General features: G+C 43.6%; 12 protein-coding genes. 6 read left to right on the top strand and 6 right to left on the bottom strand.

The annotated features are described in order from the left end of the window. Positions 1 to 10: 10 nt before the first annotated feature. The 5 genes from atpH to AC0L6N_RS19980 are packed head-to-tail and all read left to right on the top strand — an operon-like array spanning position 11 to position 4,889. Positions 11 to 544, top strand: coding sequence for a F0F1 ATP synthase subunit delta (gene atpH, locus AC0L6N_RS20000; protein ID WP_011576977.1), 534 nt, complete (start codon positions 11 to 13; stop codon positions 542 to 544). Positions 545 to 557: 13 nt separating this feature from the next. Then, positions 558 to 2,099, top strand: a complete 1,542-nt coding sequence (gene atpA, locus AC0L6N_RS19995; protein WP_006994921.1) for a F0F1 ATP synthase subunit alpha — start codon at positions 558 to 560, stop codon at positions 2,097 to 2,099. Between the two features lie 55 nt (positions 2,100 to 2,154). Continuing rightward, entirely contained in the window at positions 2,155 to 3,015 is an 861-nt protein-coding gene (gene atpG, locus AC0L6N_RS19990; protein ID WP_006994922.1) for a F0F1 ATP synthase subunit gamma, read from the top strand. Between the two features lie 31 nt (positions 3,016 to 3,046). After that, positions 3,047 to 4,432: a F0F1 ATP synthase subunit beta gene (gene atpD / locus AC0L6N_RS19985; protein ID WP_011576976.1), complete on the top strand. Its 1,386-nt coding sequence runs from the start codon at positions 3,047 to 3,049 to the stop codon at positions 4,430 to 4,432. Positions 4,433 to 4,475: 43 nt separating this feature from the next. Then, positions 4,476 to 4,889, top strand: coding sequence for a F0F1 ATP synthase subunit epsilon (locus AC0L6N_RS19980; RefSeq protein ID WP_006994924.1), 414 nt, complete (start codon positions 4,476 to 4,478; stop codon positions 4,887 to 4,889). Positions 4,890 to 4,969: 80 nt separating this feature from the next. On the opposite strand, the gene AC0L6N_RS19975 is transcribed toward AC0L6N_RS19980, so the two are convergent. Together AC0L6N_RS19975 and AC0L6N_RS19970 are read right to left on the bottom strand one after the other, a co-directional pair. Next, the gene (locus AC0L6N_RS19975; protein ID WP_473477177.1) at positions 4,970 to 8,005 is read right to left on the bottom strand and encodes a 7TM diverse intracellular signaling domain-containing protein; all 3,036 of its coding nucleotides are present in this window, start codon (positions 8,003 to 8,005) and stop codon (positions 4,970 to 4,972) included. A gap of 223 nt (positions 8,006 to 8,228) precedes the next feature. Next, entirely contained in the window at positions 8,229 to 8,819 is a 591-nt protein-coding gene (locus tag AC0L6N_RS19970; protein WP_473477174.1) for a tRNA-uridine aminocarboxypropyltransferase, read from the bottom strand. 379 nt (positions 8,820 to 9,198) lie between these two features. Between AC0L6N_RS19970 and AC0L6N_RS19965 the strand changes: the two genes are divergently transcribed. Then, a complete protein-coding gene (locus tag AC0L6N_RS19965) occupies positions 9,199 to 9,543 on the top strand; it encodes an MGMT family protein (protein ID WP_473477172.1) in 345 nt (114 codons plus the stop codon). 26 nt (positions 9,544 to 9,569) lie between these two features. Here AC0L6N_RS19965 and AC0L6N_RS19960 read toward each other — a convergent pair whose 3' ends face one another. The 4 genes from AC0L6N_RS19960 to AC0L6N_RS19945 are packed head-to-tail and all read right to left on the bottom strand — an operon-like array spanning position 9,570 to position 13,598. After that, positions 9,570 to 10,301 (bottom strand): DUF6445 family protein, encoded by a 732-nt coding sequence (locus tag AC0L6N_RS19960; RefSeq protein WP_473477170.1) that lies wholly within the window; start codon positions 10,299 to 10,301, stop codon positions 9,570 to 9,572. A gap of 9 nt (positions 10,302 to 10,310) precedes the next feature. Then, positions 10,311 to 11,789, bottom strand: a complete 1,479-nt coding sequence (locus AC0L6N_RS19955) for a tryptophan halogenase family protein (RefSeq protein WP_473477168.1) — start codon at positions 11,787 to 11,789, stop codon at positions 10,311 to 10,313. 27 nt (positions 11,790 to 11,816) lie between these two features. Beyond that, entirely contained in the window at positions 11,817 to 12,848 is a 1,032-nt protein-coding gene (locus AC0L6N_RS19950) for a cupin-like domain-containing protein (RefSeq protein WP_473477165.1), read from the bottom strand. 15 nt (positions 12,849 to 12,863) lie between these two features. After that, positions 12,864 to 13,598, bottom strand: coding sequence for a SapC family protein (locus AC0L6N_RS19945; RefSeq protein WP_473477162.1), 735 nt, complete (start codon positions 13,596 to 13,598; stop codon positions 12,864 to 12,866). Positions 13,599 to 13,692 lie beyond the last annotated feature (94 nt).

Genomic DNA, 13,692 nt, shown 5'->3' with positions numbered 1-13,692 from the left:
AATTTGAGCTATGTCTGAATTGACAACGATTGCTCGCCCTTACGCAAAAGCTGCGTTCGATTATGCGGTTGAGCAGAAAATCATTGCAGGCTGGCAGGAAATGCTAGTTTTTGCAGCGCAAGTTGCACAAAATCCGGATATTAAAAACTTAATGTCCGGTGCGGTTGCTCCTGAGTCGCTAGCAGAGATTTTTAACAAAATCTGTGGTGAACAACTTGACCAACATGGTCAAAACTTTGTGAAAGTTTTGGCTGAAAATAAACGCCTTCAAGCGTTACCTGATATCGCTGAATTGTTTAGTGAATTCAAAGCTGAATTCGACAAAGAGATTGAAGCTGATGTTACATCAGCCACAGAACTCAATGCCAAACAACAAGCAGACATCAGTGCGGCTCTTGAAAAGCGTCTTGCACGAAAAGTTAAGCTGAATTGTAGCGTCGACCCTACTCTGATTGCCGGAGTTAAAATAAAAGCCGGTGATACAGTGATTGATGGATCGGTTAAAAGTAAATTAAACCGTCTCACAGACGCGTTACAAGCATAACGGGGAAAAGAGCATGCAACTGAATTCCACTGAAATTGCAGAACTGATCAAACAGCGAATTGAACAGTTTGAAGTAGTAAGTGAAGCTCGTAACGAAGGAACTATCGTTGGTGTAACCGACGGTATTATCCGTATTCATGGCCTTGCAGATGTAATGCAAGGTGAGATGATTGAGCTTCCTGGTAATCGCTACGCTATCGCATTGAACCTAGAGCGCGACTCTGTAGGTGCGGTTGTTATGGGTCCTTACGCTGACCTTCAAGAAGGCGCAAAGGTGACTTCATCAGGCCGTATCCTTGAAGTACCAGTGGGTCGTGGTTTGCTAGGTCGTGTTGTAAACACACTTGGTGCTCCGATCGATGGTAAAGGCGCAATCGAAGCTGATGGTTTTGAACCTGTAGAAAAAATTGCCCCTGGCGTTATTGAACGTCAATCGGTAGATCAACCAATCCAAACTGGTTATAAATCAGTTGATGCCATGATCCCAGTAGGTCGTGGACAACGTGAATTGGTTATCGGTGACCGTCAAACAGGTAAAACTGCTTTGGCCATCGATGCGATCATCAACCAGAAAGATTCTGGCGTTAAATGTGTTTACGTAGCGGTTGGCCAAAAGGCATCAACTATCGCTAACGTAGTACGTAAGCTTGAAGAGCACGGCGCAATGGCTCATACCATTGTTGTTGCAGCATCAGCTTCTGAATCAGCAGCATTGCAATACCTTGCTCCTTATTCTGGTTGTACTATGGGTGAATACTTCCGTGACCGCGGTGAAGATGCGTTAATCGTATACGATGACCTATCTAAACAAGCTGTTGCGTATCGTCAAATTTCACTATTACTACGTCGTCCGCCGGGTCGTGAAGCATATCCTGGTGACGTTTTCTATTTGCACTCGCGTCTTCTAGAGCGCGCTGCACGTGTTAACGAAAACTACGTAGAGAATTTCACCAAGGGTGAAGTAAAAGGTAAAACAGGCTCTTTGACTGCATTACCGATTATCGAAACTCAAGCAGGTGATGTATCAGCATTCGTACCTACTAACGTAATCTCAATTACCGATGGTCAGATTTTCTTAGAAACTGACTTGTTTAACTCAGGTATTCGTCCTGCGGTTAACGCCGGTATTTCAGTATCACGTGTTGGTGGTGCAGCCCAGACTAAAATCGTTAAGAAGTTAGGTGGTGGTATCCGTCTAGCACTTGCTCAGTACCGTGAATTGGCAGCTTTCTCTCAATTCGCATCTGACCTTGACGAAGCGACTCGTGCTCAATTAGAGCATGGTGAGCGTGTTATGGAATTAATGAAACAGAATCAATATGCACCGCTTTCAGTGGCTGATATGTCTGTTTCATTGTTCGCTGTTGAAAAAGGTTACTTGAAAGACGTTGAGCTAGACAAAATCTTAGATTTTGAAGCTGCGTTGCACTCGTACATGAACAGCGAATACGCAGAGCTGATAAAAACTATCAATGATACAGGTAATTTCAACGGTGAAATTGAAGCCACGTTAGCTGAAGCTTTAGAGAAATTTAAAGCGACACAAACTTGGTAATCAATGGCACTGCCTTTACTGGCAGTGCATTCGTTGAATAATCGGAGATAGATTTATGGCTAGCGGTAAAGAGATAAAAGGTAAGATCGGGAGTATTAAAAATACTCAGAAAATCACCAGTGCTATGGAGATGGTTGCTGCGTCCAAAATGAAAAAGGCGCAAGACCGTATGACTGCAAGTCGTCCATACGCTGAGAATATTCGAAACGTGATCGGTCACCTGGCTAACGCTAACCTTGAATATCGCCATCCTTATTTAGAAGACCGTGAAGTTAAACGTGTCGGCTATATCGTTATCTCAACTGACCGTGGTTTGTGTGGTGGCTTGAACACCAACGAATTCAAAAAGGTCACGAAAGATGCGAAGAAATGGCAAGAACAAGGTGTAGAAGTTGATTTTGCAGCTCTAGGTTCTAAATCATGTGCGTTCTTTAATCGTTTCGGCGGCAATATGTTGGCTGCTGAATCGGGACTTGGTGATGCACCAAGTGTGAAAGACGTGATTGGTTTAGTGCGTATTATGCTTAACGCCTTCAACGAAGGTAAAATCGACCGCCTGTATTTGGTGTTTAATAAGTTTGTTAACACCATGGCTCAAGAGCCACTGATCGATCAATTGTTACCTTTGCCTAAATCTGAAGATAAAGCATTAAAGCACCGTTGGGATTACATCTACGAACCCGATCCAAAACCAATTTTGGATACGCTACTGGTTCGTTACATTGAATCTCAGGTTTATCAAGGCGTAGTAGAAAATGCTGCGTCTGAGCAAGCAGCTCGTATGGTCGCGATGAAAGCGGCCACAGATAACGCTGGTGACTTAATTGATGACTTACAACTGATATACAACAAAGCACGTCAAGCAGCAATCACACAGGAAATCAGTGAGATTGTAAGCGGCGCGGCGGCGGTGTAGGCAAAGGTTTTAGAATTTAAGAGGAATTAACATGAGTCAAGGTAAGGTCGTCCAAATCATTGGCGCCGTTGTGGATATTGAATTTCCACAAGATTCGGTTCCAAAAATATATGACGCATTGCGTATCACCGAAGGTGATCTGCAAGGTTTGACCCTAGAAGTGCAGCAACAACTTGGTGGTGGCGTAGTGCGTACAATCGCATTGGGTACGACTGATGGCTTGCGCCGTGGTTTGACAGTAGACAATACTGGTGAAGCCATTCAGGTTCCAGTTGGTAAGGCTACTCTTGGTCGTATCATGGATGTATTGGGTAACCCAATCGACGAAGCAGGCCCTATTGGTGAAGAAGAGCGTATGTCTATTCACCGTGAAGCGCCTACTTATGAAGATCAATCAAGTTCAATTGAACTACTTGAAACAGGCATCAAAGTTATCGACTTGGTATGTCCGTTCGCTAAGGGTGGTAAAGTTGGTTTATTCGGTGGTGCCGGTGTTGGTAAAACCGTAAACATGATGGAACTTATCCGTAACATCGCTATCGAGCACAGTGGTTACTCTGTATTCGCTGGTGTTGGTGAGCGTACTCGTGAAGGTAACGATTTCTATCATGAAATGAACGAATCTAACGTACTTGATAAAGTATCGTTGGTTTACGGTCAAATGAACGAGCCTCCTGGAAACCGTTTACGCGTGGCGTTGACTGGTTTAACCATGGCTGAGAAATTCCGTGACGAAGGTCGTGACGTACTTTTCTTCGTAGATAACATCTACCGTTATACGCTTGCTGGTACTGAAGTATCTGCATTGCTAGGTCGTATGCCATCTGCGGTAGGTTATCAGCCTACATTGGCTGAAGAGATGGGTGTGCTTCAAGAGCGTATCGCATCGACTAAGACGGGCTCAATCACGTCTATCCAAGCGGTATACGTACCGGCGGATGATTTGACCGATCCATCACCTGCAACTACCTTCGCTCACTTAGATGCGACGGTTGTATTGTCACGTGATATCGCCTCTCTTGGTATCTACCCTGCTGTTGATCCACTTGATTCAACTTCACGTCAGCTTGACCCACTTGTTATTGGTCAAGAGCATTATGATACTGCACGTGGTGTTCAATCGGTTCTTCAACGCTATAAAGAGCTTAAAGACATCATTGCTATTTTGGGCATGGACGAGTTATCAGAAGAAGATAAATTGTCTGTATCACGTGCTCGTAAAATTCAGCGCTTCTTGTCTCAGCCTTTCTTCGTTGCTGAAGTATTCACCGGTTCACCTGGTAAATACGTATCATTGAAAGATACGATCAGCGGCTTTAAAGGCATTCTTGAAGGCGAATTTGACGACCTTCCTGAACAAGCTTTCTACATGGTTGGTTCAATCGAAGAAGCATCTGAGAAAGCCAAAAAAATGTAAGCGTATCTTCGGATACGTTTAACTTTTTTTGTTAGGAGGGTATATGGCAATGACAATTCAACTGGATGTGGTAAGCGCAGAAGACAGTATTTTTTCTGGATTAGTGCAGAGCATCCAAGTCACCGGTAGTGAAGGTGAGCTTGGTGTTCAGTATGGTCATGCTCCTTTGTTGACTACCATCAAAGCTGGAATGGTTAATGTGGTTAAGCAGCACGGCGAAGAAGAATTGATTTATGTTGCTGGTGGTGTACTTGAAGTACAACCCGGTCATATATCAGTACTTGCAGATACCGCACTTCGAGCTGGTGACCTGGATGAGCAAGCCGTTCTTGAGGCGAAGAAACGTCTTGAAGAAAATATTGCAAATCCTAGTGCTGATTTCGAGTATGCAGAAGCTGCTGCAGAGCTTGCCGAAACCATCGCGCAGTTACGATTGATTCAAAAGCTACGCAAATAATTGAGCAAGTTATTGAGATAGAAATGTTTCATGTGAAACCCGGCTATACGCCGGGTTTTTTATGTCCGCTAGTAACGCTATTACTCTATATTCTTAATATGGCTTTTTAGCGCCCTATTGATGCTCTCCAGCAGACTTCTGACCTGTTGCAGTGCGGTGATGTGATAATCAGAGTTATAATCCTTACGTGCGATTGAGGAGCTTATTTCATCTAACAAAGATGCCCCTTTCTCAAAAGCATAGTGATTGAACATCTCTTGCGCATTTTTAATCAATTGCATCGTCTTGATGTCATCCCCTGCACGTAACGCTTGGGCAATATCTCCAAGTTGGTTTTCACATTGGCTTATGGCATCAGGTAACTGGGCTAGATAAAGTGGAAATGAATGGTTGAAGTTGACTATTGCTAACGCTACATCCACGCCTGGCAAATTAATACAAGCATAAGCATGCCTTAACGATTGAGGAAGCATCGTCAGTAAGGCGACTTCGTCGTTGTTTTTAACTGATGTCTCAATTCGGCTGAAGACATCACCAATATTAGCTAAGCCGAACGAGCCCGCCGCGCCCTTAATTTTGTGTATTGAAGCCGATATTTTGGCTAAATCCCGCTTACCCCAGGCTTGCTCTATGGCACCCAGTTCTTCTCGTAAATCGGTAATATAACCTTGCACAAGTGGCAGCATTTTATCGTTGTCGATATTTGATTGGTCTGCTTTTGCCAGATTTAAATAACGACTGACCTTGCTGAAAAACACGTCTCTATCAATGGGTTTGGCCAAGTGATCAGTAAATCCTATTCTCAAATAGTGGTTTACTTCGTGTTTCATGGTATTGGCGGTTAACGCTATAGCAGGTGTTTGGTTGCCAGAACAACGGATCGCTTTAAGTGTTTCAATGCCGTCTAATTCAGGCATATGAATATCCAGCAATAACAAATCAAACTGGCCGATGTGCATAGCCTGAAGGGCTTGATGGCCATCAGACACTTCCACTACGTTAATATTCATACGCTTAAGTAACAAGGCAACAAGCTCTCGATTATTGGGATGATCATCTGCAAGAAGTACCTTGCATGCTCCAAATTTAGGCACGTCTGTTTCGTGGGTAATTTGGTGAATATTAGACATATCAATTTCACCAACGGTGCTTAGCCAAGGTACGTTTTTGGGTGTGACTAACGTAATACTGACAGTGAATGTGCTGCCTTTTCTGAGTTGGCTAAGTGCGGATATATCACCGCCTAAGCCTTGAGCTAATCGTTTGGCAATACTTAAGCCTAAGCCGGTTCCGCCAACCTGACGGTTTATCACGCTGTCTGCTTGGGTAAAAGGATGAAATAACTTGTGCATATCGCTTTGGCTTATCCCTTCACCTGTATCGATTACCTTAATTATTAAGGTGGTATTGGCGATACTTACATTTAACGTGATATGACCGCTGTGGGTGAATTTAAGGGCGTTATTGGTTAGATTAAACAATATTTGCTTAAGCCTAACGGCATCAGTGATAATTTTATCTGGTAACGGGAAGTCATAATTAACATGAAAGCCTATGCCCTTGTCTCGCGCACGTTTACCTGCGACCGATTCAATCTCTCCTAATAAGGTAAATAAGTGGCAAGGCTGGGTGTCAAATTCCAGTTTATTCGCATCTATTTTACTCAAATCTAATATGTCGTTGATGATGCGAAGTAAATGCGCTCCATTTTGATAGATAATATTTGTTACGCGCTCTTGTTCGGCTTTGTCTATATCGCCTAATAGGATCCCGTCAGCGTAACCTATGATCGATGTGAGAGGGGTACGTATCTCATGGCTCATATTAGCTAGGAAATAATCCTTAGCGGAATTAGCTTCAACGAGTTCGTGATTAGATTTGGCTAATTTTCGATTAGCTTCGCTTAGGGCTTGGGTCCTGATTTTGACTTTGTGTTCCAATTGTTGCTTGAGTAAAGCATTTCTAGAGTTTACTAATCGCATCTTTTCAGCTAAAGCGAAGGCAAGGATCAAGGTATCTGCTGCTATGCCAACAAAACCTAGCAAATATATATCGAGGCTGATATCTGTCAGTATTCTCAGATTAAGTAAATTTCCGATAATATTCGGGATGATGACGCACAGTATTGCGATAGTGAAATAGCGCGCTGGCCGATAACCCTTGATCCAAGACATGATGCCAATGGTCAAGCCTGTCAATAAAACCGCAGAGGTCATAATCGATACAATAATAAGGCCCAGCGCTTGACTGTAAATTGCTAAGGGCAAAAACAACAAACATAGACAACCAAGTACAAGTAATAAGTACATGGCTGGTTTAGATGACACATTTAAGCGAAAAAACGCGATCTGAAAAAAAGCCGAAAAAGCAGAACCCAAGAGAAATCCGGCCATCAGCCAATCTTTAGCGCTGAACATGTGCAAATACTCAAACACCCCGAACACGGCTGCCCAGCTACTGGTATAAAAAAGCGTAGACAGTGCGTAATAAAGGTACTGATTGTCGCGCATAACAATAAATATAAATAAATTGTATATACCTAATGCCAAGCACACGCCGAAGCAGATAAATAAAACAATATTATCTGTTGCGACTATGTCGCGCATTTGCTGTTCGCTTTGTAATGCTATTTTTAGTGGCGCAAAAAAGAAGTCACTGCTAAATACCATCAGCACAGTCACGCTTTGTCCTGGGGGGATCTTAAGTTTGCTTCCGTAATGAAGAGGGTAGACATTAGTGTGATCTAGCCCGCTCAATGACGTAACTACAGGGCTGTAGTCTTGATAAACCGAAACTTGAATTGACTCTACAACAGAGCCATAGGGATGAATAAACCATTCGCTATTTTGCGTATCGTTGTAAATCTCGAACGCGGTGACATATCTGTCTTTGAACACGTCGTGCATGTCGTGTTTATCAAACATCAGCAACCAATCGTCTAGAGGAGATCTGTAATTTGGCAGCTGTGCATGACCGATGCTCAAGTAGGTGAGACGTTGACTAATATCTTGTTGTTGAATTTCAGATGCGGTGAATTGCGCAATTGAAGTGTCTCGTGCTTCAATCTCGAAACTAAAAAATGACAAAAACAAAATGGTAAAAAATACAGACTTCACATTAGCACCAACTAACTAAAGCGGTTCTGAAAGCTGAGCTTTGATCCGCAAACTGTAAACGCAACATCCAGTGATCTAAACCGAAGTATGTCGCTGATCTACGACTACAGTAAAGTATGCACGACAATCACATTATACGGTTAGCGTTTTTACCAATTTGCTCGTATTTCCTGATGATATGACCAAAAAATAGGCACTTATTACATTGATTCAAATCACCCTATTAGGTTTCGTGCTTCGAGGTATGGCGGGCAAAAACGCGATTTTGCATTTCACCAAATGTAGTTACCAACTCACTTGTATCTATCTCTTGGGTTAACGTAAGCGCATGAGCTAAGGCTTCTAACGTTGATAAACCGCCTTCAATGGATGTTTTACGAATGACATATTGACTTGCAGGGGGCTTAGCAAAATGCCACGACGAATATTGCTTTAACCACGGATTTAGCTGCCATATCTTGTATGCCTTACGCCATGTGGCATCAATCAGGATCAGCGTGTCAATTGATGTCCGTTGCTTTTTAGTCAGCGATTCCAACGCTACGCTGTCGTCATTAGGGTACACAACGGCCACCTTCCCTCCACGCGTTTTGATACCTCGATGAAGGTGTGAAAAGTCTTCGGCAGATTCTCCTAACCAGATTTCACTCTCGGGGATACAAAGCTTGACTAACTTTGCACTATTCTTAGCATGCTGTGCCTCACTGGGATGTTGCAGGATGACAATTCGCTGTAAACTAATAATCTCGCATAATAAATCGCAGATACATACGGACAGAGGGTAATCACAACGACGACAAATGGCTCTTTTCACTCTTAAAATCCTATACAACGCAATGCTTCGCGAAGCTTAATGGGGGTAACGTGTAATATAACGCAGTAGAATATTAGTCTGTTTAATACCATTTTACGTTACTAAGTGATTACTCAGCGATAATGTAAAAGGGCGTAAACACGGCGCATGACTGAATGAATAGTTGCTCTCTTTCGAACTCATGCAACGCAGTGTGAGCCTTTTTAAAACTCGCCTAAAAGGAATGTCCCAGCGGCTTTTGCTTTGCGTTCTCACTATTTGAAAGGGAACAACCATTACGACGCCTTAATAAAAACCACTGGACGGATTCTGAGGGGGTACTTAATAATGCGGATTGGTATAATGTCTTACCCACGCTCGCTTTTAGGTAAATAATGCCATGTCACACAATCCCCATTATAAACAAATTTGGCAAACAGTTTGTGCTATTCCCGCCGGTAAAGTCGCTAGCTATGGGCAGATTGCTGATCTTGCTGGTTTGCCAGGCCGTGCACGCCTAGTGGGTAAATCTCTGGGTTACGTTCCCTCTAATATGAACGTGCCTTGGTATCGCGTGTTACGTTCCTCGGGCCAACTGGCTTTTCCTAAAGGGTCAGAGCAAGCCATGAAACAGACAGGATTACTACAAGACGAGAATGTGGCGGTGTTAAGCAACAGAGTCAAATTAGCCAGTTTTCAGTGGCAGCCCACATTAGAAGAGATGCTTTGGAAGCTTCAGAAATGAAGTTTATAAATGATAGTATGCACTTACTAACGGAATTTAATAAACATATTTGCAGTAAGGCGGCCTGACATCGGGTCAGCGTCGATGTCTTTATTATTGATAAGTGCGCTGTGCAAGATATTTCCGGGGTAAAGCAGCAGCCTATTTTGCTTATAAGGTATCTTATGAATACAAGTATAAGCGTGATGGGCCGTTGTGCAGTATTCTCGCGTGTCGGACGAGGCCAAAATTCCGGTCACTTCTGTTCCATAGGCTTGTTCATTGCTCTTGGTGACTCGTTCAATACCACTGCGATTATGGCGGTAGAAACCGGTTCCACCATGCTCGGTTGAATTCAAATAGTGTACAACGGCCAAGGAGTTTGGATCGTTAGTATCGAAATGAGGCAGTGTTTGTTGGGGCAACAATTGGTTAGGTTGTTTCGTGACTAATGAAAAGTAGTTGTCTACTGGGGCGGGCGTTAATTCCGGGGCGATGTCAAAAATATTATACAGCCCTTTCATCAAAGGTTTTAGGCTAGCGAGTACATATTCCTTCGGTAACTTACTACGAACACCTGGATAGTAAGTGGCTTCATCGGGGATAAAATGTGCAGTGTGCTGAGCGAGACCCAGCACACTGGTTAGAGAGTCAAAGTAATCATCTATGATCAACACAGGTGTTCTTTGACGTCCTATCCTGATCACTTGGATCTGATGATCTGGGTTTATCCGCGGTTGTTCTGCGGTGGATTTTATAATCGGCCCTCCCATATTCATTGCCCTCTTTTACTGACAGTAGTAACGGATAAAATCTAAATGATTAGGCAATTGACTAACGCGTCGCTCAGTTTGCTGTTTTATGCTGGCTAAGAATTTAGCCAGCTCTTGTTCTGGCATTAAATCCGCTATGGGGTGATATGCTTTTGGTGTTATACCCTGTCCTAGCATCACTTGTAACCAAGAAGCTTCTCCGAATAGTTCACCATTACCTTGATACACGTGGCCGCTTTGGGCAAATTGTTCCATTCGAGCCTGCAGTGAGTCAGGTATTGGCATATCTTTACAATAGCGCCAAAACGCTGAGTCTTTACGTGCGGTCGCATGGTAGTGCAGAACAATGAAATCACGAATATTATCGATTTCTTCGCGCATGGATGCATTAAATCGAGCGCTGAGCGCTGCTTCCATTTTCTTGGTGGGTAAAGACTGCATTAAACGTATAATGCTTTGTTGTATAAGATGGATGCTGGTGGACTCGAGCGGCTCAATAAAGCCACCAGCCAGACCAATCGCAACACAATTCTTATTCCACAGTTTACGCCTTACACCCGTCTTAAATTTCAGTACTCTTGGGGTATTTAACGTTTCACCCTGAATATTCGATAAAAATTGTGTTTTGGCCTCATCGTCGCTGATATATTTGCTACAAAACACCATGCCGTTACCCATACGAGTTTGCAGCGGTATTTGCCACTGCCAACCTGCTTGATGGGCAATCGAGCGCGTATATGGAACCGTTTCGTCGTTCAATTCAGTTTGAACAGCGACGGCACTATCGCAAGGTAACCAATGGCTCCAGTCTTCGTAACCTGTGTTCAGTGCTTGTTCAATCAGTAAACCCCTAAAGCCGGTGCAATCGATAAATAGGTCACCCTGGATTTGATGTCCATTATCTAGGGTAAGTGACTGAATAAAGCCACTGTCGTGGTCAAGATTAACGTTGTCGATTTTGCCTTCAATTCGCTCTACCCCGCATTGCTGAGCGATATTGCGTAAAAATTTGGCATACAAGCCGGCATCAAGATGAAAAGCATGATTACGCTCTTGTTTCGGTGCCGTTGCGAACTTCCCCATTCTGCAGGCTACGTGCTCTGGGCAGTAGTCACCTATCTCAGATGCGATGTTTAACCTTTTTCCTCGCAACCAAAAATGTTGAAAACCAGCCGCCCAGCAGCCATGGTTGAATCGACCAAAAGAGTGAATATAGGATTGCGGCTTTTGGTACCAACCATCGAATTTTATACCCAACTTAAATGTTGCATTGGTGGCAGCCATAAACTCTGATTCTTTAATTTTCAGCAGGTCGTGGAACAAGTGCAGAGTCGGTATGGTTGCCTCACCGACGCCCACTGTGGGGATAGCGTCTGACTCAACGAGTGTTACGTCTATATTTTTACCAAATAGCTTGCCAAGCGCTGCCGCTGACATCCAGCCGGCTGTACCTCCGCCAGCAATAACGATTTTCTTTATCGCGTCCTGTTGCATCAATTTTTACTCGATTTGTTAACGTTATTATCGTCTGAGTTTATTTTGTAGATCAGCGCGCAGTTTTCTAATGTTTGTGTCATCCATTGGGCTCGCCAGTATGCTTTTGGCTGCCTCTGGGATATGCGAAAAATCCTCTGGATGGTGCTTAAAGACATAATGGTCAAACTGGTTTTTCCACGCACTTCGCTGCTGCTCAGGTAAGTCACGAATACTCATCATGGCTAATAACAAGGCATTCATAGGTCTACCCATTTGTGCTGGCGTGTCGCGCCACCAATGGGTAATAAGCACATTAAACTCGCTTAAGCCTTGCACATGGTGCCACCACAAACTGGGGAGGATAAGTGCGTCTCCTGCTTCTAATTCAGCCATTTGAGCCGCTTCTAACGCCAGTGCGAATTTTGGATATTTCACTAAGTCGGGCTGATTAAAATCCACAGTACTAATTGCTTGACCACCTGGGGCCTTGTCTAACGGACCAACGTATAGATTTTCTAATTGCTCAGGAGGAAACAAGGTAAAGCGTCGTTTACCAACCGCGCAGCACGCTAGGTTTTGGGCAACGTCATAATGCGCGGCTATACGACACGCATTACCCAACCAAATATTCACTAGTGGGGAGTTGAGCTCAGGTAAGGTGTCTATTTGCTCGAGTAAACCAGGCAAACTTTGCTCAAGGCTGGTGGCGCTAACATACACGCTCTGCCCCGTTTTATTGTGAGCGTTGTGCAGAATATCTGTCAGTATTTGTGGCAAGCCTTGTAGGTTTGATTCAAAGTTAAACCCTGTCATTGCAGCATTATAGAACACTCGCCCTTGGGCGGTGCTCGGCAAATAATGAGTATGAAAAGAGGCACCTTTATCGAACTGTAAAAGGTGTTGTGCCGCCGCGTCATCAGAACGTTTAGCGGCTTTTACCAATGGCCAGTGGTTGCAATAACCTTTCAGTACAATGGGTTGTTGGCTGTTGAGCAAAGCTTCGGGGATATTCTTAGGCGTTATCCCCTCAAGATGTTTGACCTTTTGAGTAATCTGCTTCACGTTGGATAAGGGCACGTCAGTGTTCTCCGATTATTCCTCTTGTGTGACTCGCTTGTTTTTCAAGGCCACTAAATCATTGAAATGCACTTGCGAGGCTAAAATCAGATAAGCAGCTTGCAAATACCCAGCTTTATGTAACTGCACTATGTTGTCTGAACTAAGGGTATTGAGTACGTCTTCATTAATGGTATAGAAACCCACTAATTGATGATTAGCGCCATTATCTAAGGTGATATCAAGTGTCATGGGCTCCAATAAATTGAGGCTTGTTAGCGCATTTGCAAAGTTGTCATTGCCTTGCAGGCCATGATGCAAAGTTTCAAGTATGGCGGCAATGTCTTCCAAGTATTGACTATTTCCACCGTATTCTAAAAACAACTCGATACCCTGCGTTTTACTAACGCGTGGAGAATCAATATCTAAGGTAATCACACGTTGCTGCTCAGTGACGCCATCGGTAGTCACATCTTGCCTACCAATGAAGAAAGGCATGCGTTGAACAGACAAGGGGATGTAGGTTGCACACCATTTTGAGGATTCTAAAAATAGATTTTCTTGCTGCTCAAGACCAAAAAGAGCGACCGGTGTGAACTGGCCACTGTTTTGGTCTTTGTGAAATACGATAGGGTAATGCGCTTGTACACTGCGTATCTCGTCAACAAAGGTGGGCGAAAACCAAAGATTATCACCATATTTCTCGCTCCGGGTGGTGATAATTTTTAGGTCGCTGTGTTCAACGCTGTTGAGTAATACATGGTTTGCCATAAAAGCCCCACTTTTTAATTGTAATTGCTGACGTGTTTTTGCGCCTTGTAATGGCCTGGTTCGAGTCATTGGCGAAAAAGCCGCGGCACTCATG

The sequence above is a fragment of the Paraglaciecola sp. G1-13 genome (assembly GCF_055809255.1).
This window is presented reverse-complemented; position numbering and strand designations above follow the sequence as displayed.

What these genes read in the sequence shown, in the direction of transcription:
- atpG (WP_006994922.1), top strand. Translation starts at nt 2,155, where the DNA reads ATGGCTAGCGGTAAAGAGATAAAAGGTAAGATCGGGAGTATTAAAAAT.
- atpH (WP_011576977.1), top strand. Translation starts at nt 11, where the DNA reads ATGTCTGAATTGACAACGATTGCTCGCCCTTACGCAAAAGCTGCGTTC.
- AC0L6N_RS19955 (WP_473477168.1), bottom strand. Translation starts at nt 11,789, where the DNA reads ATGCAACAGGACGCGATAAAGAAAATCGTTATTGCTGGCGGAGGTACA.
- AC0L6N_RS19980 (WP_006994924.1), top strand. Translation starts at nt 4,476, where the DNA reads ATGGCAATGACAATTCAACTGGATGTGGTAAGCGCAGAAGACAGTATT.
- atpA (WP_006994921.1), top strand. Translation starts at nt 558, where the DNA reads ATGCAACTGAATTCCACTGAAATTGCAGAACTGATCAAACAGCGAATT.
- AC0L6N_RS19965 (WP_473477172.1), top strand. Translation starts at nt 9,199, where the DNA reads ATGTCACACAATCCCCATTATAAACAAATTTGGCAAACAGTTTGTGCT.
- AC0L6N_RS19945 (WP_473477162.1), bottom strand. Translation starts at nt 13,598, where the DNA reads ATGGCAAACCATGTATTACTCAACAGCGTTGAACACAGCGACCTAAAA.
- AC0L6N_RS19960 (WP_473477170.1), bottom strand. Translation starts at nt 10,301, where the DNA reads ATGAATATGGGAGGGCCGATTATAAAATCCACCGCAGAACAACCGCGG.
- atpD (WP_011576976.1), top strand. Translation starts at nt 3,047, where the DNA reads ATGAGTCAAGGTAAGGTCGTCCAAATCATTGGCGCCGTTGTGGATATT.